The following is a 20,950-nucleotide window of genomic DNA, read 5'->3' on the forward strand; positions in this document are numbered from 1 at the left end:
GCGCTAATGGCCCGAACCGGTGGCCGTCGAGGTCGAACCATTGAGCACGGCGGTGGCCTTGACCGACCCCGAATTGGTCTGGACGCTGTTGAGCACGATGGTGTTGTTCGAGCCCTCGACCGTGACATTGACCAGGTTGCCGATGGCGGTCGCGCTGTTGCCAGCACCGCTTTCAAAGAACGCCGCGCCATAGAAGGCAGAACCGGTATTGGTCGTGGTCAGGCTGCCGCCTGTGCCGGACTGGATGATCCCGTCCTTGATGATCCGGTTGCCCTGGCTGTCACGCGTCGATGGATTGAAGCGCTCGGCCTCCATCGCCCGGCCATTGCCATAGCCGGCTTCGAGACTGCCGAGGCCGACGCTGCCCAGGGTCTGGGCCCCGGCATGGCAGGGCGCGACCAGCAGGGTGATGGCGAGTGATGGCTTGAGCATCTTGAACATGGGTCAGGTCCTGGGGCGGGAATGAAGGATCAGGGGCCAGTGGAAGAGGAAAAGGACGCTCGTGAGGCCTCAACGAGCGTCCCTCGTCGCCTTAGAAGCCCTTGACGGACAGGGTGTTGCCGATTGCAGCGGCCGTCGCCGAGACCGAGTCGCTGACATTGCGGATGGTCGTATTGGCGGTGGCGTTGACGGCGGCATAGTTGACCTGGGTCGAGTTGACCTGGCCCAGATCAGTTTCGATGGTGGCCGTGTTGCTGATCGCGGCAGCGGTCGCATTCACTTCGCCGCTGATGTTGGTCAGGGTGGCGTTGAGGACGGCGGTCGGATCGTAGTTGGCGTATTGAACATTGTTCACAACACCGACCCAGTCAGCCTTGACTGAAGCCGTATTGGCGATGGCCGCCGAGGTCACATCGACAGTCTTGCCAACGCCATTGACAGTTGCGTTCAGTTCTGCCGAAACATCACCAAAGAAGCGCTGCGTATTGTTGATGGCGTTGGCAGTCGTGCCTTCCAGAGTGACGCTGTTGCCGATACCGGCCGAAGTCAGAGCAACCTTGTCCTGAACATCAGAAACAGTCGCATTGAGCTTAGCGCGAATGTTGGAGCTGTTGGTCTGTCCGTTGTTGATCGTTTGAGCTTGGGCAGTACCGGCGACCATCAGGGCGGCGACGGCGAATAGCATAGTGCGGTTCATCTGGTTTCTCCATTTTAGCCGACATTCGGCGAATGGAACTTCGCAAGGCGCATGCCACCTTTTGAATGAAACCCCTTCAATGATCCAATCCGATCAGTTTTCAGATCGGTCGATCAAAGTGTAAATTTCCGCTAACTTCGATATATCAGTAAATTCAGGCCACTCACCTCACCGTCACATTTCAGTAGTTCAAAAACGTCCAAACCTTAACGCGATGTTATAAATTAAGTTATTGTTTATGTTAATGGATGTTTACTTCACCCTGGCAGTAAGCGAGACCTTTCAAGGCGTCGTCCAATCCTGGCCCATACTGACTGTGTCCATTTGACACAGGCGCAGCGGCCGAGATCCCATCACCCGACCCGGCCGTAGGCGCGCCACATGCCTTCGGGGCGACCTTGCCCAAAGGGCCCGGCCATGGGATCAATCAAACAACTGTTTACCTGCAAGACGTTTGGGAGAACGCCATGAAAGAAGTCGCCTATGGGGATGTCGCCGGCCTGGTCGGTCAGGAGATCGGCGTTTCGGACTGGGTTGAGGTCAGCCAGGAGCGGGTCAACCAGTTTGCCGAGGCCACCGGTGACCACCAGTGGATCCATGTCGATGTTGAGCGCGCCACCCGCGAGATCGGCGGCCCGATCGCTCACGGCTATCTGACCCTGTCGCTGATCCCCCTGCTGGGCGCTGGCATCCTGCGAGTGACCGGCGTGACCCGTGGCATCAACTATGGCTGCGACAAGGTCCGCTTCACGGGCATGGTCCGGGTCGGCAAGCGCGTTCGCATGCGCCAGAAGCTTCTCAGTGTCGAAGCCAAGGCCGGCGGACTGCAGATGAAAAACGAATGCACGATCGAGATCGAGGGCGAAGACCGCCCGGCCTGCGTGGCCGAGACGATCTCGATCATCTACGGCACCTGATAGGCTAGCCAGCCGCCACGGACCGCAAAGCGGCGGCCGTGGCGGGATTGGCCGGCAGGAAGGTCTCGATGGTCAATTCCGAGACCGTCACGTCCAGCGCCCCACTGAAGGTCATGGTCGTGGTGAGGAATGAGAGTTCGCCCAAGGGCGTTTGCAGGCGAAGTGGCACGGCGATCATGCCCTCCCCGCCGCGCGGATAGGTTTCCCCGCCCGGATAGGCAGCCAGTTCACGGATCAGGTCCGCCAGACCCGCATCGCCATTGTCTGCCAGCTCACGTCGCAGTCGCGAAAGCGTATGCCCTCGTAACTCTGCCAGATTGGCGATCCGCGGTGCCACACCGTCGGGGTGCAGGCTAAGGCGCAGGACATTCACAGGCGGCTCGAGAAGCCGGGGATCGACACCGGCCATCAGCAGGTTTGCCGAGGCATTACTGGCCAGGATCGTCCAGCGGCGATCAATCACCAGAGCCGGGAAAGGCATGTGAGCGGCCAAGACCGCCTCGACCGCAATCCTGGCCGCATCCAGGCCTGGATCATCCAGAGAGCGCTCGGGAAAGACCGGTGCAAAGCCAGCGGCCAGCAGCAGGGCGTTGCGCTCGCGCAGCGGCACGCCCAGGCCCTCGGCCAGACGCAGCACCATGTCGCGACTGGGCGCAGCCCGGCCGGTCTCCAGAAAGGACAGATGCCGGGTCGAGATCTCAGCCTCACAGGCCAGATCCAGCTGGCTGAGGCGCCGCTTGCGGCGCCAGTCGCGAAGGCGTTCACCAATGGTGAGAACGGTCGTGGTCATGAGGCAAGCTAAGCCGAGCCCGGCCGACGCGCCATTACCTCATGCGTAATGCGCTGGCGCACCACCGCATGACAAAAGGCCCCGGAGTCGCCTCCGGGGCCCTCACGCCGGCTTTATTTCTTGATCGCCGTGCCGACCGCATCCTGGACATGGCCGACCTTGTTCTGGACGTCACCCTTGGCCTTCTGGATCAGCCCCTCGGCTTCGAGGCGCTCATTGCCGGTCATCTTGCCGACGGCTTCCTTGCCGGCGCCGACGCCCTTGTCGATCGCGCCTTCGATGCGGTTGCTGCTCATGGCTAGCTCCTGTGGGGGTGGATGTCCCCACGAGAACGGATGGGCCAGACCGAAGGTTCCGAAAAGACTAGCGCGCCTCACCCAGGGCGATGGCCGAGACCGCCGCCGAGGCGGCCGTCTCGGCCTGGATCTTCGGCCCCACAACGGATGGACCTTCAGTCAGCACCGTCGGCGGTGCCTTGCCCAGCAGGGCGATCGTTTCGCGGATGTATTTGGCGTGGGTGACAATGCCGATCTCGAGCCGCTCACCCGACAGCTCAACCTGCTGGGTCACCAGGCCGGCAATGAACTGGACATCCTGAACCTCCTTCGCGCCCGGGCGACGCCTCGCGCCCTCGGCCATGAAAACCGGGCCGCCGGAATTGCCCGGAAAGACCGAGAAATCCATCAGGAAGGTCGGATAGGCGGTCACGGGAGCCAGGGGATAGGACGCGACACGTCCCGACCTCAGGATTGGAAACCCCGCCGTATTGGCCGACAGCCCCCGTGGAAAGCCCAGGACCATCATCTCGTCGCCCGGCCCCAGGGCAAATTTGTCGAAGGTGTCGTCCTGGGCCAACCAGGCCAGGGGAATGGCGGCCTTGGCGAACGCCGGAGGAACCTGGACCACAAGGGCGGCGACATCGCGACCCGCATGCTTGACCCAGAGCGGATGGTCACCGTCGCGGATTTTCAGGGTCTGGGGATCATAGCGCCAGACCCCGTCCTGAGCCTGAACGCGATAGCCGATCCTGACCGAAACCGCAGGCATGCGGTCCAGAACATGGGCCGCCGTGATCAGAATGGTGCGCGGCCGACCGTCGGCGTCGCTGTCGGTTATAAGAAAGCCGGTCCCGACCGTTCGAGAGCCGTCGGCGAGGGGCTGCTCCAGCTGTACCGTCGCCTGGATCAGCTCGACGGACAGGTCGTACACCATCGGTGCCTCTACTCTTTACTCTACACTGCGCGGCGCGCATCAGCCTGCCTCGCCGGTTCAATTTGACCAGAGCGACCAAGGCCCGCAAGTTGGCGATCTGACGCAGAGGGCGTTTGCGGCCGGGTGGGGAGATCAGCATCATGAATCGACGTCAGATGATGACGAGCGCGGCCGCCGTACTTACGTCGACCCCTGTTTTCAGTCCCGGGATTTCCATGTCCGCACCCAGAACCGCCCGCCCCGCTCCGCCCGTCGCCAAGAAGGAGCCCAAGCGCATTGAACAGCTCGGCCGTGTCCGGACGGACGACTACGCCTGGATGAAGGACGACAACTGGCAGAAGGTCCTGCGCGATCCGTCTCTGATCAAGGCGGACGTCAAGGACCATCTGATGGCCGAGAACGCCTATACCAAGGCCATGCTGGCCTCGACCGAGCCCCTGCAGGCGGCGATGTTCGAGGAGATGAAGGGCCGCATCAAGCAGGACGACGCCTCAGTCCCCGCCCCTGACGGTCCCTGGGAATACTACACCCGCTTCGAGACCGGCGCTCAGCATCCGATCCATGCCCGCAAGCCCAGGGGCGGTGGTGCCGAGCAGGTCCTTCTGGACGAGGAAACCGAGTCCAAGGGCAAGGCCTTCTACCAGGTCGGGGCCGCCAGCCATTCACCCGACCACAGCCTGTACGCCTTCGCGGTGGATGAGCAGGGGTCGGAAGTCTTCCGGATCTACGTCAAGGATCTGGCGACGGGCCAGGTTCTGGACGCCCCCGTCGAAAGCAGCACCGGCGACTTCTGCTTCTCTCCGGATAGCCAGTGGCTGTTCTGGACCTTCCGGGACGATAATGGCCGTCCGGCCCGCATACATCGCCGCCCGGCCCGCGGTGGCACCAAGGACGATGTGCTGGTCTATGACGAGCCGGACGAGGGCTTCTTCATCGGCGTCGGCACGGTCTCGTCCGAGAAGTTCATCCTCATCAGCTGCGGCAACCAGGAAACCAGCGAGAATCTGCTGATCCCGGCCAGCGACCCCACGGCCAAGCCCAGGATCGTCGAACCCCGCCAGGTGGGTCTCCGTTATGAGCTGGACCACTGGAACGATCACTTCGTGATCCGCACCAATGCCGATGGTGCCGTCGACTGGAAGCTGGTGACTGCGCCGGAAGCGACACCGGGCAAGACCCATTGGAAAGACTGGATCGCCCATAAGCCAGGGCGGCTGATCGTCGGCATGATCGCCTTCAGCCAGCATTTCGCCCGTCTGGAAAAGGTCGATGCCGTCAACCGGATCGTGATCACGACCAAGGGCGGCGAGGAGCACGTGGTCGACTTCGATGAAGCGGCCTACGCCCTGAGCCTGGAAGGTGGTTACGAGTACGACACGACGACCGTCCGGTTCGTCTATAACTCGATGACCACGCCACGGCAGTGGTTCGACTATGACATGGCCGGCCGCACCCGCACCCTGCGCAAGACGCAGGAAATCCCGTCGGGTCACGACCCGTCCAAATACGAGACCCGCCGTCTGAACGCCAGGGCCAGCGACGGTGCCGAGGTGCCGATCTTCGTCCTGATGAAGAAGGGAACAAAGCTCGACGGCTCGGCCCCGCTGCTGCTGTACGGTTATGGCAGCTACGGGATCTCGATGGAGGCAAGCTTCTCGATCCGCAACTTCAGCCTGGTGGATCGCGGCTGGATCTGGGCCACGGCCTGCCCGCGGGGCGGCTCCGAAAAGGGCTGGAGCTGGTTCCTGGATGGCAAGAAGGACAAGAAGAAGAACACCTTCACGGATTTCATTGCCTGCGCCGAGCACCTGCATGGTGCCGGCTATGGCAAGCCCGCCAATACGGTCGCCTATGGCGGCTCGGCAGGCGGCCTGCTGATGGGCGCTATCACCAATATGCGCCCCGACCTGTTCGCCGGGATCATCGCGGCGGTGCCGTTCGTCGATGTGGTCAACACCATGAGCGACACCAGCCTGCCGCTCACGCCGCCGGAATGGCCCGAATGGGGCAATCCTCTGGAGGACGCGGCGGCCTATGACTATATCGCCAGCTACAGCCCCTACGACAATGTGACGGCCAAGCCCTATCCGGCGATCCTCGCTACCGGCGGCCTGTCGGATCCACGGGTCACCTACTGGGAACCGGAAAAGTGGGTCGCCAAACTGCGGCCGGCCACCACCAGTGGCAAGCCGGTCCTGTTGAAGATCAATATGGACGCCGGCCATGGCGGAGCCTCCGGCCGATTTGATTTCCTCAAGGAGATCGCCCTCGACTACGCCTTCGCGGTCTGGGCGGTGGAAAAGGGTTGGGACGCTTGAGCCCGGTTATCGTTCGCCCTTCTACAGACCTGGATATTCCGGCCATCACCGCAATCTATGGCTGGAACGTGCTGAACGGCCTGGGCACCTTCGAGGAAGAGCCTCCGCCACAGGACGAAATCGCCCGGCGTCGCGCGGGCGTGCTGCAGCGGGGCCTGCCCTATCTGGTGGCCGAACAGGACGGCATCGTGCTGGGCTATGCCTATGCCGGCCCCTTCCGGCTGCGCGCGGCCTATCGCTATACGGTCGAGGACAGCATCTATGTGTCACCCGAGGCCGTGGGCCGAGGCATAGGCCGTGCCCTGCTCAAGGCCCTGATCGAGGCCTGTGAGGCCCTGGGCCTGCGCCAGATGTGCGCGGTGATCGGCGATAGCGGCAACACCGCCTCGATCGGCCTGCATGCCGCCCTGGAGTTCGAGAAGAAGGGTGTTTTTCCCGACATGGGCCACAAGTTTGGCCGCTGGGTCGATCTGGTCTGGATGCAGCGCCCCCTGAACGGCGGCGGCGAGCGCCAGCCTGATACGCCGGGCCTGTCGCTCAGCGGCGTTTAGCAAAAACCCCATCAAAAAGGGCCGGCGCTCTCGCACCGGCCCTTTTCAAGTCTTAGTTCGTAAAGTCTAGGCCTTGCGGGCGCGCGGAGCCTTGGCCGGGCTCTTGGCCTTGCGCCCCCCCTGGCCGAGGCCCAGGGCCTTGGCCATGGCCGAACGGGCTTCACTATAGGCCGGCGCGGTGGTGGGATAGTCGTTGGGCAGGCCCCACTTGGCCTTGTATTCCGCCACGGTCATGCCGTGCGTAGTCAGGTGACGCTTCAGAGTCTTGTACGGCTTGCCGTCCTCAAAGCTGATCAGGGCGTCTGGCGTAATGCTCTTCCGAATCTGGGCTGCAGTCGCCTTCGTAACGGCCTCGACAACCGGAGCTTCCGGCGAACCAATACCAGCAAGGGCATCGTGCGTTGCGCGAATGAGGGCCGGAAGATCCGATACCGGCGTGCTGTTATTCGCGACATAGTTGGCCACGATTTCCGCGGTCAGTTCGATGAGCGAGGCTTTGTCTTCCACGATTAGGTCTCCAATCAGGCTTTGATTTGGAAATACACCCCTGACGTTGGAATACAAGTAGTCAGGGGATCAATTTGGGTTCGATAACCCGGTTTCATGCCGTCTTTTCTATGTCCAGCGACGCTCTATCGAACGATCGTTCGCAAAGTACGAAGTCCACAGGTCGCAGGAGGTGCGCGCCTGGACAGATGTAACAGAGTTCAGTCAAGCGGCACGCCAAGAACCGCCATCCAATTCCCAGCGACGGATTTCGAATTTTGCGCCGATAAAGCGTTACCGTCCGATCGGCCGGCCAAGGCTTCCCGAAAGTCAGGCGAAGGTGCCGCAGGCGATTCAAGACGCGATTGGGGTGACGTGACTGGAGAACCAGAACCCAAACCTGGAATGACGGTACCAAAATCGCGCATTAGGCCTGTGCCCATAAAGGCTTATCCCGGAGTTCCCGCTTTTCGCAGGCCAATAAAAACAATGACTTATCACGCCGCCGTAAAGGGTCGCGCCGCCTAAGGCCACCGCAATCAGCCCGCGCTGGTGAGCTGCAATTGGCCCTATGATGGACCCCAGGCCGGGCCTGAAAACGTCGGGGCTCGCATCTTCAGCCCAATGGCGCAGCGGCTCTGATAGAGCTGCCCAGCGGCGCTCTGATGGGGGCCCAGGCGATGAATTCGGGAGCGAGCCTTGAACGAAAAGTCCGACCTCGCCGCCCTCGACCGGCTCAAGATTCGCATCCAGGGGCTGCGGGCCAAGACCACGGAGAACGGCTGCACCGAGAGCGAGGCCCTGTCCGCCGCCGCCAAGGTCGCCGAGCTGCTCGATCGCCACGACCTGTCCCTGACCGATGTCGAAATCCGTGATTCGCCCTGTGAGCGGCGCGAATACGAAACCCATCGCAACAAGCGAATCCCGCTGGATGGCTGTGTCGGAGCCATAGCAAGCTTCTGCGATTGCCGGGTCTGGCGCGAAAAAGCCCCGGCCGGCGAGCACCGATTCGTTTTCTTTGGCCTGAGCGCCGATGTCGAAGCCGCGCACTCCCTGACCGACCTGGTCGATACAGCCGTCCGCTCTGAGCTGGGCCGCTACAAGACCAGCGCCGACTATCAGAAGTTCCGGCACCAGGACCGCCACCTGGTCAATGCCTCCTTCACCCTCGGCATGGTCACCTCGATCGCGGCCAAACTGACCGCGATGAAGGCTCAGCGCGACCAGGCCAACCTCGGCACCGGTCGTGATCTGGTTGTCCTCAAGGCCTCGGTCGTCGAGGCCGAACTCGACCGGCTTGATCTGAAACTGCGGACCGTGCGTCGCGCAAACCGCACCGTTTCGCCCGACGCCTACGACGCCGGCGGCGCGGCAGGCGCGTCCCTGACCCTCCATTCCACTATCGGAAATCGCGACGTCTCATAGCCGCCGGGCGCGGCTTGCCATTCCCTGGGACGGCGGGCAGGCTGGGGATCTGGGCCAGGCCGTGTCTACCGCATCGCACTCGTCCCAACCCCAACCGCAAGACCAGGATCTCCCATGGCCTCCAAGATCGCCGAAGACCCCCGCATTGACCCGCGCATCAAGGCGATCTTCGGCGCCACCGAATTTGGCATCAGCCCTGGCGACGTCGCCAGCCGCGAGGAACTGCTGGCCCAGGAAACCAGCCCACAGGCCCTGGCCGCTGCGGCCGGCCTGAAGGCCTTTCTCAACATGTGCGACAACGAAGCCGTGGCACCGTCGACGGGACTTGTAACGAGGACCGAGCAGGTCGTCTCCCTGCCCGATGGCAACCTGATCAATATCCAGTTCATCCGCCCCGATACGGATGAGTGCCTGCCTTGCGTCTACTATATCCATGGCGGCGGCATGGAGCGCCTGTCGTGCTTTGACGGCAACTATCGCGCCTGGGGCCGGATCATCGCCGCCCGTGGGGTGGCAGTCGCCATGGTCGATTTCCGCAACGCGACCCTGCCCTCCTCCGTCAGCGAGGTAGCACCGTTCCCAGCCGGCCTGAACGATTGCGTTTCGGGGCTGAAGTGGGTTCACGCCAATAGCGCGGCCCTGAACATCGACCCGGCCCGGATCATCGTCGCCGGCGAAAGCGGCGGCGGCAACCTGACCCTGGCAACCGGTCTGAAGCTCAAGGCCGACGGTGATCTGGGGCTGATCACGGGCCTCTATGCCCTGTGCCCCTATATTGCCGGCAAGTGGCCGCTGGATGAGCACCCGTCCTCGACGGAGAACAACGGCATACTGCTGCAGCTGCACCATAACCGGGCGGCCATGGCCTATGGCATCGAGGCGTTCGAAGCCCGCAATCCACTGGCCTGGCCGGGTTTTGCGACCCTTGAAGACCTGAGGGGCCTGCCGCCTGTCGTGATCAGCGTCAACGAATGTGATCCGCTGCGGGATGAAGGCATCGCCTTCTATCGCCGGCTGATGGCGGCCGGGGTCAGCGCCCGCTGCCGCCAGGTGATGGGCACCATCCACGGAACGGAAATCTTCCCGATCTGCTGCCCGGACATCAGCCGCGACACCGCCAGCGACATCGCCAATTTCTGCATCGGGTAGCGAAGGCGGGCGCTTGCGGTCTTCGACTTGTGGACCTGATTGCGAAGCGGCTGGATTGGCGCGCACGACTAAGGGATCGCCAGCTCCGCTCTAGGGTCTTGGTTTCGCGCCGCTTCTGAGGAAACTCGCGGTCATTTTCCCGCGCGACGCTCTAGGTGACCGGCGACCTGGACAACAACCAAGCCGCCGCCGCGCTCAAAGACCCTGAACCGCAGCATGGTTGCGGTCTCCGATTAGCAGTCGCCTACAGATCCTCTACGAATAAGCCCGCATGACCTCAGCCCCGGGGCCCGATGAACCGGTTGGCTGCCGCCCTTCCAGAGGAAGCCCGAACCTATTTCGATGCGCCGTGCCCGGCACCGGGCACCGACATACAATCAGCCGCCTCTGGCCGAACTGATGCGGCGCGCCAGGACCAGAAGCAGCCCTCGCCGCCTATGGGGCCAACGCGGCACGGTGCGGCAAAGGCGTGCTAATTCAATCGTATGACGGACAGCACCCGCGATTTTTGCAAACTGAAGGACACGAGTTCGCTACCCGACGCCAACACAACAACCTGCTGATGTTTCGTTCCTCGTCCATGCGCTCGGAAACCCGGGGGCCAACGAATTCCGGATCATAACGCTCAGGACGCAAGAGACAGTTGCGACTTGAGAACTGAACCTGTATCCAACGCCCTCTCTTCGCCGACGCCCGATTGCGTTGACCCGGATGGCCCGGTGGCGGAGTGGTGACGCAGCGGATTGCAAATCCGTGCACCCCGGTTCGATTCCGGGCCGGGCCTCCAATTTTTTCAATGGTTTAAATTCAACGACGTTCTCCGGTTTGCAGACCGGTTGGCAGGAAACGTCCTCAGCACTGTCTCGCATCTGCTTGGCTAGACGCTTCGCATTGACCTGCGAGATGGAACGCGATTGGCATATCTATCATGGGTAGCGAGAGACCGGAGTGAGTGACCGGCAAGCTCCGAGCTGGTTAGCGGACATCCCATTGACCTCCCAAAGACAAGCTGCAAGCCCATGTAGGTGTTGAACTTGCGAGTCCGGTGGTTCGGTCAATAACGGGCGATCAGCGAGAAGCTGCCTCGCCGACCGCCCGCGAAGTCACCACCGCCGAGAACCGTCGCCGCTTCAAGCTGATCGGCTCCATCCCGCCACCATGCCTTGGAGGCAGGTCAGCGTTAAACCGTCAGCGCCGTTACCAGCCTGAGCGTCAGGTTTCCGGCGAGCCGAGGTCCAGGCGCGCCCTATTCAGGGCCCTCACACCAAGGGCCATGGACTTTCCCGGCCGGATTGGCCTTGAGCGTGTTTCGGCCCGTGCAAACGAAGTACCGATAGGGGGAATTGCCGAGCCCATGGGATACCGACTCGCCATAAAGCAGCACAATCCCACCCTCGGTGGGGACCTCACAACTGCTTCCGCTGCACCACGAGATGGTGATGGCCCAAGGGCAGGAGTTTCGGAAGAAGCCGGGCTGTGTCGAGCTATCAAGACAAGTGGCCATCTCTCTGGACCTTGGTGCTTGATACTGTTGTCCAGAGCCGTTCGCCGGTGCCGATGAGACAGTGACCGGTAGAGCGACGATTGCGGCCGAAATGATGGCTATTGCGCCAAACTTCATGTCTATCCTCCCCGTTTGCACAAACATTGTTATCCAGACTAGAGCGCCGAATCCAGACCGTCCAGTCCGCTCAGAAATGCGCGTTTCAGCCTGCCTGTCGGCCTGATGACCAAGCCGGAGACGCGTTAGACTGAGACGCCCAGTTCGGTTGACCAGTACTCACGACCCAACCCATACTGCGGCCCTCGGCCAAGCAGAGGGATGTCGCATGGGTGGGTATCGTTTAGCGCTGGCCCTGGGTGCGGCTCTGTCCGTCATCACCACCGGAACGGCCTCGGCGAGGCAGTCGGGCTATGTCTTTCTGCAGTGTGATTACACGGGAGACGACGTTGGAAACCCTCCGGCCCAGTTCCGAATTGGCAACGGCCGATGGGATCAGCTCACCAATGGTGCCTGGGGTTACGCGGGCGGAGCCGACTGTGGAGGCGATGGAACCACGAGCTCAGGGGACACGGCCCAAACCCGCTGCACTTTCGCCGAGAACGAGTATCGCATGGTAACCAGATACTATGGGCGATACCCTTCCGTTTACACCCATACGATCAACCGGGTCACAGGCCGGTATTACTTTAGTATCAGGGACGCGGATGGCGTCTCGCCCGTCGACCAGACGGCCCAATGTCGGCCTATTGCCGAGCCTAAGACCGCTCAACGCATCTTCTGACATTCAGCCTTAGCGCGGGCAGGCCAGCGCCATTTACACGGCCTGCATCGTCGTCCAGCCTGCCGACGCTTGCAGCCCTTGGGATGATCACAAATGAAGACGGTCAAGATCGCGGCGGTCTGCGCCGCCTTGGTAGCGCTCAGCGCCAGCGAAGCCTCGGCGCAGCAGTCGGGCTACGTCTTTCTGCAGTGTGATTATACCGGAACCTACGCCGGAAGTGACCCGCGCCAGTACCGGATCGGCAACGGTCGGTGGGATGTGCTCGCGGACGGTGCCTGGCATTTCTGGGGCGAAAGCGAGTGTGGTGGCGAACGGACCACTGCGGTCGGGACGGGACAATCTCGCTGCACCTTCGCCGAGAACGAGTATCGCATGGTGGCAAGCACCTATGGTCAGTTTCCTTCGACCTTCATACATACAATCAGTCGGATAACGGGCCGGTACCAACTTAGCGTTAGAACTCCGGATGGCCGCGCAGACGAAGACCTCACGGCACAATGTCGGCCCATTGCGGAGCCGAAGACTGCCGAGCGCTTGTTCTGACGTTCGGCCCGTGCGCGAAAGGGCCATCTGCATTTACATCACCTGTATCGTCGTCCAGCACTTCTAGTGTTTGCAGCCCTTGGGATGATCACTAATGAACACGGTCAGGATCGCGGCGGTCTTCGCCGGCTTGGTAGCGCTCAGTGCCAGCGGAGCGTCAGCGCAGCAGCCGGGCTACGTCTTTCTTCAGTGTGACCACACAGGGGCCATGGCCGGAAACAACCCATTACAGTTCCGGATCGGTAACGGGCGATGGGATGGGCTCCACGACGGTGCTTGGAGCTTCGCTGGCCTAAGCGACTGCGGAAGCGAACGAACCACTGCTGACGGCACGGCCCGAACCCGCTGCACCTTCGGCGAAACCGAGTATCAAATGGTGTCGAGCTCTAACAGTCGTTATCCTTCGACATGGGTCTGGACGATCAGTCGGGTAACGGGTCGATATCAACTGAGCATTAGGCAGGCGGACGGAATCGGTAATGACGACAGAACGGCCCAATGCCGTCCTATCGCCGAGCCGAAGACCGCTGAGCGTCTATTCTGACGTTGGGCCCGCACCCCGCAACGGCCAGCTCCATTTACACCGCCTGCATCTTCGCCCAGCATTTCGATGCTTGCAGCCCTTTGGATGATCACCAATGAACATGGTCAGGATCGCGGCGGTCTGCGCCGCCTTCCTAGCGCTCAGTGCCAGCGGAGCCTCAGCCCAGCAGGCTGGCTACGTCTTTCTGCAGTGTGAGTTCACCGGCAAAGACGCTGGAAGCAGCCCGCCTCAGTTCCGGATCGGCAATGGCCGATGGGACCAGCTCGTGGATGGGGCCTGGCGTTACGCGGGCGGAAGCGACTGTGGCGGCGAACGAACCACTGCCGAGGGCGCGGCCCGAACCCACTGCACCTTCGGCGAGAATGAGTACCGAATGGCGACGAGCTACTACCGGCAGGAGCCCACGACCACCACACGTACAATTAGTCGGGTCACGGGCAGCTACCGGATTACCGAAAGAAAGTATCCTCCGAGCAGGCCTGGTTTTGACATGACGGTCCAGTGTCAGCCTATCGCCGAGCCAAAGACCCCTTAGCGGAACTTCTGACGTCCAGCCTTCGCCCTAACCGACCTTCGGCATTTACACCGGCTTTATCGTCGTCCAGCCTGCCGACGCTTGCAGCTCTTGGAATGAACACCAATGAAGACGGTCAAGTTCGCGGCGGTCGTCGCTGCCTTGATAGCGCTCAGCGCCAGCGGGGCCACAGCCCGGCAGGCTGGCTATGTCTATCTTCAATGCAATGTTGCAATGAACGGCAGTCCTGGTCCTCAGACCTACCGGATTGGCAATGGTCAATGGGATTTTTTGGACAACCCCTACTGGGAGGCCCTCGAATGGGTGAACTGTGGCGAGCAGCGGCGGCGGGACAATTTTCTTTATACCCGAAATTGCTCTTTCAATGATCGGCAATTCAGATCGGAGATAAACATTAGGCATGTGATGCCTGGCATGGAGGGGTTCAGTATCTCCATCCAGCACAATGTCGATCGCGATGCCGGTACAATGGGCTATTCATACTTGTCGGTAAATGAGACTGAAAACAGGAGGCGTCTGAGTACCTGCAAGCCCATTCAGGACCCGGGTCCCCCGCAGCGAAAGTTCTGACCGCGAATTCCCAGACCTCGCTAAATGCGCGCCCGTCACCGGTACTGCAACGTCTGTCACTCCATAACGACCAAGTACGGATGTGGTGATCGAAGCCGACTGTGAACGGCTAGCCCAACACTGGTGGCTGTTGGTGAGGGACGGCTCGTCCAAAGGCAAAGGGAGCGATCGCCTGAAATCTAGAACCGATTGGTTCGATGACCGCCAACGCCGCAAAGCCGGCCGCCGACATCCGCTACTGGGACAACCTGCCCGGCGAGATCGTCTATGCGACCTCGCCCGAGGTCGCCGGCTTCAAGGCCGTGCTCCAGTCAGAGGCGGGCGGCTATCTCCGTGACCTGCCGATCAGTTTCAGGGGGCCGCCCGGCGGGACGTGCAGGATGGGGTGGGTGCGGACGCGCTCGGCCTCCGACATTTCGGTGACCGCGCCCAACAGCGCCGAGGTCAAGCGATGAGCCGCCGCGCCCTGGCCCTGACCCTGTTGATCGCCACCTCCGCTGCCACGCTCGCTCAAGCCGAGCCCCGTCGTATCTACAAGTCACCTGATCGCTGGCTCTTCGTCGAGGGCGGGGACCTGGCGGTGGCGCGCTTCATCGCTGCCGGTCCGCAGGGCGAGCAGTCGTTCGCGGAAGTGACTGACGCCCAAGGGGTGTTCGACGGGATCAAGGCTCGGCTGGGCGAGACGACCGAAGGTCTGGGCATTTTCGTCGATCCGGCCGCGTCGTGCTCCGACAGCCCGAGCACGAATCTCACCGGGGCCCAGGGCTGGGCCTATGTCTGTCGCTTCAAACTGCTCGAGGCACCCGCTCCGGTCCCGGCCCCGGCGATGGCCGTAGCCGTTGCCGCCCCGACTGCTGCGCCTCCTGAGATCCCGCCGGTTTCGCTTCCGGTGACGCCAGTCCCGGCAAAGGTGGCGCGGCCAGTGGCAGTGAACGTCGCCGCGCCAGTGCCTGCGAAAGCGCCCGCGCCCTTGTTACCGGCCCCTGCGCCCGCAGCAATCGCCTCGGGTCCTGCCGTCGCTACCGACACTGAAGCCGACCAATTGAACGGCCAGGTCAGGGCCGCCCTCGACGCAGCCGAGGCGCGCGACCGACAGAAGCAAGCCGACTACGAGGCCGCCAAGCAGAAAGCCGCCGACGACTTCGCCAAGCAGATGGCCGCGCACGAGGCGAGCGTGAAGGCCGGCAAGGCCGAATACGAAGCCAGCATGTTAGCTTGGCGAAACCGGGTGGCGGCTTGCAAGGCCGGCGACACGAGCCAGTGTGCGGAGCCGGTGGCGCCGGCGTCAACGAAGTGATGTCGATGCACCCTGCTCAAGAGTTTGCACTGATCCCGCCGACCCAGACATCACGGGATTCTGATATGGGAGCGATCTGTTTGAAAATCCGTGCCCCCCGGTTAGATCCGGGCTGAGCCTGCAGTTTTCAATGCTTCAATTTTAGCGGCCTTCTTCGGTTTGCAGACCAGTTTGCAAGAAAGCTACTCAGCTCTGCCCTACACATACTTGACGAGACAATTTCACCTTGCCCGTGGGCGGCGAATTTGCGGCGATATAATCTGTCGGTCCAGCAGGTGCGAGGGAAAGCGCAGCCGTGACGCGCAAGCCCGCTAGGCGCATAAGCCGCTCAATCCGCGAGCACCCGTCGCGGCGACCATAGCCATGCAGGACAGCGTAGACACTCGGCGAACCACGGGTACCTCAGCACTCGCCATGGATCATGCCTGAGCTCTGCAATCAGCGTCCGATTGACTGCTGCATGCTGTCTATCAGGCCTGATCCGCTAAGCACAAAAGCGGCTAGTTTACAGGCCTAGGACCAGACACGTCGTGTCAACCCGCCAAACACTGCGTTGCTCATCGACGAACCCGAACTTCATTGAGAGGTCGCTCCGGGCCGAATGTCTACGAAGCTATTATGAGCATTGCTTCATTAGGATATCGCATTCCATCCCTGGATGGTCATTCTCGCAGCGCAAGCGACCATCTATCGGCGATATCGTCGACGGGAGCGATCGGAGTGCTCGACAATCCGCCGCACATCAGTCGACATGACAACTATAGAGTCGGAGAGAGAGCGCACATGGACCAGATGGAGCTGTTGACCACTTTTTGCAGCGATGTCTGGTGCACGAGGCGGTCAAAGTGATGCGCACCAGGCTATCCGGCGATATCAACGCGATATTTGCAGACGTGAGCGAACTCAATTTTTTGATGAGCTAAGCGCCAAACCTGTCACCGACCGAGCGCACCAGATAGTTCGTAAACTGGTGACGGAAGTGCAGGCGATCGTCCGATGATTTTTGAGATCGAAATCTCTTCTTGCTTTATTAACCTTCATGAAAGCGCGACATGATAAAGAATATTTTTAAGAAAATTTATAGATCAATTATTGAGTTACTACCCCCAAAACTAAGCATTGTCATTCAATTTTTACGTCGCTTACATCGCCTCCCTAATCTTGCAAATCCACGCTCATTCAATGAAAAAATTCAGAAACTTAAGTTGACGCCCCCAACCGACGATATGGTGCGGTTTTCTAGCAAGTCATTGGTTAAACCAATCATCGCTGAAATCCTCGGGGCTGATTGGGTGATTCCATCGTACTGGCAGGGCCAGTATCTACCTCCGAGGGAGGAGCGCCTCTGGCCAGTTCCGTTTGTGATTAAGGCGAGCCACGCTAGTGGATGGAATAGATTCGTAATCACCAGTAAAGATTGTGATTGGGATTTAATAGAACGAGATTGTAAATTGTGGGATAGGCCATTCGAGCCGTTTTTATACGAGACTTGGTACAATCTTAGCCCTAGGGAAATAGTAGTAGAGCCATATCTTGGCGAAATTGCGAGTTTACCACTCGATTTCAAGTTTTTTGTATTTAACGGAAATGTAGAGTGGATCCAAGTTGATACAGATAGGGCCACATCCCACAAGCGCGTATTTTTTGACCGGAAATGGAACAGAGCTCCATTCAATATCGAATATCCCATTGAAACACGGGAAATCGCACAGCCTATATATCTCGAAGAGATGATTTCGGCAGCAGAGACTATAGGAAAGAGATTTAAATTCGTAAGAGTTGATCTTTACGAATTGGAAAACGGGCCTAAATTCGGAGAAGCCACTTTTGCCCCTGGGTCAGGCTACGAACGCTTCTCGCCGCCTGCGTTCGATCTACAGTTTGGTCAGCTCTGGAGGTGACAGGCTTAGTGGGCAACTAGCGCAGTATTCCAGGCGGAGTCCATATCGATATAGTGGGGCGCGCTTTAGTAAGCTCGGAGCAAACTCTCTTCGCAATATAATCGGTGCAGAGATGTAGATTTGCTAGCCGTCCAGCGCAAACAGCCTTGAAGGTCGTCACGCTAGGGATCCAGCCCCACTGCAGCTGCAGGTGACGCAGATGGGCAGGATCAAAGACACCCGAGGCGATAGGAATCTTCACAGTGCCCCCACCGTTTCCTCCTCCAGATCGGGCGACACATTGGCGTTTCTATTCGCTCACGCGGCACCAGACTTTGAATGACGACAGCCTGATGAGGGCACGGCGTCGCTAGCGCCACCCCATCAATCAGAGTCCTGGGGAAGAGCACCTACCCGGTGACCGTAGCCTCTCTTCCTGCCGCCACGCGGAGCCTAACCAGGTAGAGATCTCGAGTTGCCAGTTAACCCCAACCACAACTGCGCTGGACGCGAACGGCCGCCTCACAGATGGCGGACTTGGCTGTCTCAAGACAACTCCGGCGCAGTTAGGGCCGCTTGATCGAACTTGAAGAGCCCAAGCACTGCCGTTTTGCTTCGCCGTTAGGACATCCTGCCGACCCCATCACCACCTACCTAGCCGGCTCGGCCAGGCAGGCCGCCGCCTGAAGCGTTCTAAATCTCGCCCGCTTAATGGTCGCACGTCACGGTTTACCCAAAGCATTGAGGCGAGGAAAAATAGAACTCGGACTGGCTCTGCTGATCGTGCCACTGCCTAGCGGTTATCACCCCGGCGCTTTTCTAGCCCTTAAAATCAAAAACGAATAACACAAAAATATGAATATCTCGGTGATAATCCTAGAAGAAGCCATCCCTATTCCAGCATAATTTGGAACGATCAAAAACGTCGAAACCAAACTCACAACTGCCGCACCAGACAGTGTTATGGCGATATATTTATCCATTCTAAGAGATACAAGAACCTGAGCCCCCATAACAGTATTGGCAGCTATGATTGGTAGCGTAAGAGCGAGAACATTTAGAACATCACCCCCCTCCTTGAATTGAGCGCCAAATAGAAAGCTCATCAATGTATGTGAAAAGAAAAGCAGGAATACTGTTATCATAGAATATACAAATGCAACTGTTGATATCATGATGATTGATAAATTCAAGCCGCGAAGACGATCTCTGCTTGTCTCCCCAACTAACTTGGACAACATTATCGACGCTAGCGGACTCAGAAACGCTGTGAATGCGCCGATCACCCTATCGGACGCGCCATACACTGCGGCGTCCTGCGGCTTGGCCAACACGCTCATCAGGAAGACCGAGGCAGTACTAAAAATCACTACTGATGCGCGACTGAAGAAAAGAGGAAACGTATCCCTCAACGATGTGACCAGTGAGCGCATCGTCGGCGCTCTGAAGCCAACCTGCGCAAACATCATGCACCCGCCGAGACCGCAAACTATAGCAAAACCGATTAACTGGAAAAACAGCGCCAACAGTAGGCCGTGTCCATCGACAACGAACATCATGATGAGACCAAGAGCGGTCAACTGCCCGAAGGCCTCCACCGCTACACCCCGAACGGGCTTTCCCACGCCTTGGAAATACCAGAGGGAAGACCCCCCCTGCATAATGCCCAACCCAACGGCCAATGCTACAAGGACAAAGTTATCTCGCAGGTGAGAGCTAGCAGAGGATATCAACAATCCAACAATTGCTACCAATGGCACCAACAGTAAGCGCGAAAACACAACATCGCTGGCGATCTGAGCTTTTTCCTGAACATCGCGAGCAAGCGCTATCGCTCGAGTGCCACTCATACTGAAGCCGTACTCAATGATAACAGACAGCACAGTGGCCAAGCCATAGGCCGATACGAACAGACCGAAATCGAATATACCAAGACGGCGAGCAAGAACGGGATAAAGAACAAGCGGCGAAAGAAATTTTAGGGAAAAGCCAAGATATACAAGAACTACCTCAGCCGATCTCCTACTGAGAAGAATTTTTGATATTGTTGTAGCTAATATATTTGTCATGAATACAATTTTCGCTATAATTTCTCGATTAAATCAATATATGAATTCACTGACTGAGATGCTGAAAACCGATCTGAGCTATCTCGAATTTTTCTCCTGTATAGGTCTAGCACTCCAGGATCTTTGATAATTGAGGAAATCGACTCGCTCCAGTCGTTTTCGTCACCTGGCCTTAGAAGCTTCCCATCAATACCGTCTCTCACTAACTCCGGAATGCCGCCCGTTCGAGAAGCAAAAACTGGCAAGCCGATCTGCAGAGCCTGAATAACTACTCCTGGCGAATTTTCACGCCATAATGACGGCACGCAAAGGATGTCTGCACTCGCCATCGCATTTGCGACTTCCTGCTGCGAAACATGCCCCGAAAAGCTGATGGCTGTTTGCTTCGCGTATTTCAAGCGCAGTTGCTCTAGATCCCTACCAGATCCGACTACCCTTAACTCTACTCTATCAATTAATTTAGCTGATAATATCGCACCGATAAGAAAATCAACACCCTTTATGGCGGAAATCTGGCCAACATATAAAAGTCGCAACTTGATCCGCGCCCGATTGACTTGTGCGACCGTAGGCCTCGGATACTCGTTCGGGTTAATTATGACCGAGGCGGAAGCCGGGACGATCCCGGAAATTCTCAGGAACTGATCAAGATTTGCCTGCGATGGAGAAACGATATGCAGTTGCTTTATACGCTTCAGAGCTGCGATCTTGAACAAAGATCCAAATTTACATTCGCCACATAGTTTTTGACAATCGTGTCCATCCCGAAACATCGATGTCTTAACGCAGAGCAGGCTGAGATCGTGCAAGACAATGATTGTGGGAATGTTCGCACGCGCCAGAGCATCTAGTCCATTGAAGCCAAGCCCCTGTGGTACATGGACGAAAGCAACATCGGGATTATTATCTGATATGAAATCCTTCCATATCTTTACATTTCGAGGATCGACCAGGTCCTGAGTATGCCAGATAATCTTATCTAAAGTCTTTTGGCCTGCGAAATTAAATGCTTGATATGGACGGGGCATCAGAACCCGAAAGACATCGAACCCGCCTACCTCATCAACAAAAGTCCCCCGCATCGCAACATCAGGTGCAGTAGAGAGCACAGAGACGTCATATCCTCGAGCGCTCAATCCCCTTGCAAGCTGACAAGCAGAGTACTCAGCCCCCCCTACTATATGGGGCGGGAAGTGAGCAGAGAACACCGCGACCTTCTTCATCGATTCACCCGACTTGAG

General features: G+C 59.1%; 18 protein-coding genes and 1 tRNA gene. 11 read left to right on the forward strand and 8 right to left on the reverse strand.

The window, feature by feature from the left end; all coding sequences use genetic code 11:
• Positions 1–3: 3 nt before the first annotated feature.
• Together hfaA and AQ619_RS12920 are read right to left on the reverse strand one after the other, a co-directional pair.
• A complete protein-coding gene (gene hfaA, locus AQ619_RS12915; RefSeq protein ID WP_062148268.1) occupies positions 4–441 on the reverse strand; it encodes a holdfast anchoring protein HfaA in 438 nt (145 codons plus the stop codon).
• A 91-nt stretch (positions 442–532) separates the two neighbouring features.
• On the reverse strand, positions 533–1,138 hold the full coding sequence (locus AQ619_RS12920) for a hypothetical protein (RefSeq protein ID WP_062148271.1): 606 nt from the start codon (positions 1,136–1,138) through the stop codon (positions 533–535).
• A gap of 467 nt (positions 1,139–1,605) precedes the next feature.
• Here AQ619_RS12920 and AQ619_RS12925 point away from each other — a divergent pair, with 467 nt between their 5' ends.
• Positions 1,606–2,055, forward strand: a complete 450-nt coding sequence (locus AQ619_RS12925) for a MaoC family dehydratase (protein WP_062148273.1) — start codon at positions 1,606–1,608, stop codon at positions 2,053–2,055.
• 4 nt (positions 2,056–2,059) lie between these two features.
• On the opposite strand, the gene AQ619_RS12930 is transcribed toward AQ619_RS12925, so the two are convergent.
• From AQ619_RS12930 to AQ619_RS12940, 3 genes are all read right to left on the reverse strand, one after another.
• Positions 2,060–2,845, reverse strand: a complete 786-nt coding sequence (locus AQ619_RS12930) for a helix-turn-helix domain-containing protein (protein WP_062148275.1) — start codon at positions 2,843–2,845, stop codon at positions 2,060–2,062.
• Between the two features lie 113 nt (positions 2,846–2,958).
• Positions 2,959–3,141 (reverse strand): CsbD family protein, encoded by a 183-nt coding sequence (locus AQ619_RS12935; protein WP_062148277.1) that lies wholly within the window; start codon positions 3,139–3,141, stop codon positions 2,959–2,961.
• Between the two features lie 67 nt (positions 3,142–3,208).
• Positions 3,209–4,057, reverse strand: a complete 849-nt coding sequence (locus AQ619_RS12940; RefSeq protein ID WP_062148280.1) for a trypsin-like serine peptidase — start codon at positions 4,055–4,057, stop codon at positions 3,209–3,211.
• Positions 4,058–4,197: 140 nt separating this feature from the next.
• On the opposite strand from AQ619_RS12940, the gene AQ619_RS12945 reads away from it, so the two are divergent.
• On the forward strand, positions 4,198–6,375 hold the full coding sequence (locus tag AQ619_RS12945; protein ID WP_062148283.1) for a S9 family peptidase: 2,178 nt from the start codon (positions 4,198–4,200) through the stop codon (positions 6,373–6,375).
• Complete coding sequence (locus tag AQ619_RS12950) at positions 6,372–6,926, forward strand: GNAT family N-acetyltransferase (protein WP_062148285.1); 555 nt, start codon at positions 6,372–6,374, stop codon at positions 6,924–6,926. Before AQ619_RS12945 ends, AQ619_RS12950 begins: the two co-directional genes overlap by 4 nt.
• A gap of 66 nt (positions 6,927–6,992) precedes the next feature.
• On the opposite strand, the gene AQ619_RS12955 is transcribed toward AQ619_RS12950, so the two are convergent.
• Positions 6,993–7,433, reverse strand: coding sequence for a Ros/MucR family transcriptional regulator (locus AQ619_RS12955; protein ID WP_062148289.1), 441 nt, complete (start codon positions 7,431–7,433; stop codon positions 6,993–6,995).
• A gap of 678 nt (positions 7,434–8,111) precedes the next feature.
• Between AQ619_RS12955 and AQ619_RS12960 the strand changes: the two genes are divergently transcribed.
• From AQ619_RS12960 to AQ619_RS18820, 8 genes are all read left to right on the forward strand, one after another.
• Positions 8,112–8,837: a DUF7168 domain-containing protein gene (locus tag AQ619_RS12960; protein WP_062148292.1), complete on the forward strand. Its 726-nt coding sequence runs from the start codon at positions 8,112–8,114 to the stop codon at positions 8,835–8,837.
• Positions 8,838–8,951: 114 nt separating this feature from the next.
• The gene (locus tag AQ619_RS12965; RefSeq protein WP_062148295.1) at positions 8,952–9,986 is read left to right on the forward strand and encodes an alpha/beta hydrolase fold domain-containing protein; all 1,035 of its coding nucleotides are present in this window, start codon (positions 8,952–8,954) and stop codon (positions 9,984–9,986) included.
• 713 nt (positions 9,987–10,699) lie between these two features.
• A tRNA-Cys gene (locus tag AQ619_RS12970) sits at positions 10,700–10,773 on the forward strand.
• 1,591 nt (positions 10,774–12,364) lie between these two features.
• Complete coding sequence (locus AQ619_RS12980; protein ID WP_062148301.1) at positions 12,365–12,814, forward strand: hypothetical protein; 450 nt, start codon at positions 12,365–12,367, stop codon at positions 12,812–12,814.
• Positions 12,815–13,998: 1,184 nt separating this feature from the next.
• Positions 13,999–14,463 (forward strand): hypothetical protein, encoded by a 465-nt coding sequence (locus AQ619_RS12990; RefSeq protein WP_062148307.1) that lies wholly within the window; start codon positions 13,999–14,001, stop codon positions 14,461–14,463.
• A 197-nt stretch (positions 14,464–14,660) separates the two neighbouring features.
• Positions 14,661–14,918: a hypothetical protein gene (locus AQ619_RS12995; RefSeq protein WP_062148310.1), complete on the forward strand. Its 258-nt coding sequence runs from the start codon at positions 14,661–14,663 to the stop codon at positions 14,916–14,918.
• The gene (locus tag AQ619_RS13000; protein WP_062148313.1) at positions 14,915–15,760 is read left to right on the forward strand and encodes a hypothetical protein; all 846 of its coding nucleotides are present in this window, start codon (positions 14,915–14,917) and stop codon (positions 15,758–15,760) included. The genes AQ619_RS12995 and AQ619_RS13000 overlap by 4 nt, the downstream gene beginning before the upstream one ends.
• A gap of 1,052 nt (positions 15,761–16,812) precedes the next feature.
• A complete protein-coding gene (locus AQ619_RS18820; RefSeq protein WP_084746006.1) occupies positions 16,813–17,661 on the forward strand; it encodes an ATP-grasp fold amidoligase family protein in 849 nt (282 codons plus the stop codon).
• Between the two features lie 782 nt (positions 17,662–18,443).
• On the opposite strand, the gene AQ619_RS13005 is transcribed toward AQ619_RS18820, so the two are convergent.
• Complete coding sequence (locus AQ619_RS13005) at positions 18,444–19,709, reverse strand: oligosaccharide flippase family protein (RefSeq protein ID WP_084746009.1); 1,266 nt, start codon at positions 19,707–19,709, stop codon at positions 18,444–18,446.
• 14 nt (positions 19,710–19,723) lie between these two features.
• Positions 19,724–20,932: a glycosyltransferase family 4 protein gene (locus AQ619_RS18825; protein WP_084746012.1), complete on the reverse strand. Its 1,209-nt coding sequence runs from the start codon at positions 20,930–20,932 to the stop codon at positions 19,724–19,726.
• Positions 20,933–20,950: the final 18 nt, after the last annotated feature.

The organism is Caulobacter henricii, assembly GCF_001414055.1.
In the GTDB taxonomy this organism is placed as follows: domain Bacteria; phylum Pseudomonadota; class Alphaproteobacteria; order Caulobacterales; family Caulobacteraceae; genus Caulobacter; species Caulobacter henricii.

Bases quoted from the DNA above. Each gene is read 5' to 3' on its own strand.
- AQ619_RS12945 (WP_062148283.1), top strand. From the start codon at position 4,198: ATGAATCGACGTCAGATGATGACGAGCGCGGCCGCCGTACTTACGTCG.
- AQ619_RS12940 (WP_062148280.1), bottom strand. From the start codon at position 4,057: ATGGTGTACGACCTGTCCGTCGAGCTGATCCAGGCGACGGTACAGCTG.
- hfaA (WP_062148268.1), bottom strand. From the start codon at position 441: ATGTTCAAGATGCTCAAGCCATCACTCGCCATCACCCTGCTGGTCGCG.
- AQ619_RS12930 (WP_062148275.1), bottom strand. From the start codon at position 2,845: ATGACCACGACCGTTCTCACCATTGGTGAACGCCTTCGCGACTGGCGC.
- AQ619_RS12995 (WP_062148310.1), top strand. From the start codon at position 14,661: ATGACCGCCAACGCCGCAAAGCCGGCCGCCGACATCCGCTACTGGGAC.
- AQ619_RS12925 (WP_062148273.1), top strand. From the start codon at position 1,606: ATGAAAGAAGTCGCCTATGGGGATGTCGCCGGCCTGGTCGGTCAGGAG.
- AQ619_RS12935 (WP_062148277.1), bottom strand. From the start codon at position 3,141: ATGAGCAGCAACCGCATCGAAGGCGCGATCGACAAGGGCGTCGGCGCC.
- AQ619_RS13005 (WP_084746009.1), bottom strand. From the start codon at position 19,709: ATGACAAATATATTAGCTACAACAATATCAAAAATTCTTCTCAGTAGG.
- AQ619_RS12965 (WP_062148295.1), top strand. From the start codon at position 8,952: ATGGCCTCCAAGATCGCCGAAGACCCCCGCATTGACCCGCGCATCAAG.
- AQ619_RS18825 (WP_084746012.1), bottom strand. From the start codon at position 20,932: ATGAAGAAGGTCGCGGTGTTCTCTGCTCACTTCCCGCCCCATATAGTA.
- AQ619_RS12920 (WP_062148271.1), bottom strand. From the start codon at position 1,138: ATGAACCGCACTATGCTATTCGCCGTCGCCGCCCTGATGGTCGCCGGT.
- AQ619_RS12990 (WP_062148307.1), top strand. From the start codon at position 13,999: ATGAAGACGGTCAAGTTCGCGGCGGTCGTCGCTGCCTTGATAGCGCTC.
- AQ619_RS12980 (WP_062148301.1), top strand. From the start codon at position 12,365: ATGAAGACGGTCAAGATCGCGGCGGTCTGCGCCGCCTTGGTAGCGCTC.
- AQ619_RS18820 (WP_084746006.1), top strand. From the start codon at position 16,813: ATGATAAAGAATATTTTTAAGAAAATTTATAGATCAATTATTGAGTTA.
- AQ619_RS13000 (WP_062148313.1), top strand. From the start codon at position 14,915: ATGAGCCGCCGCGCCCTGGCCCTGACCCTGTTGATCGCCACCTCCGCT.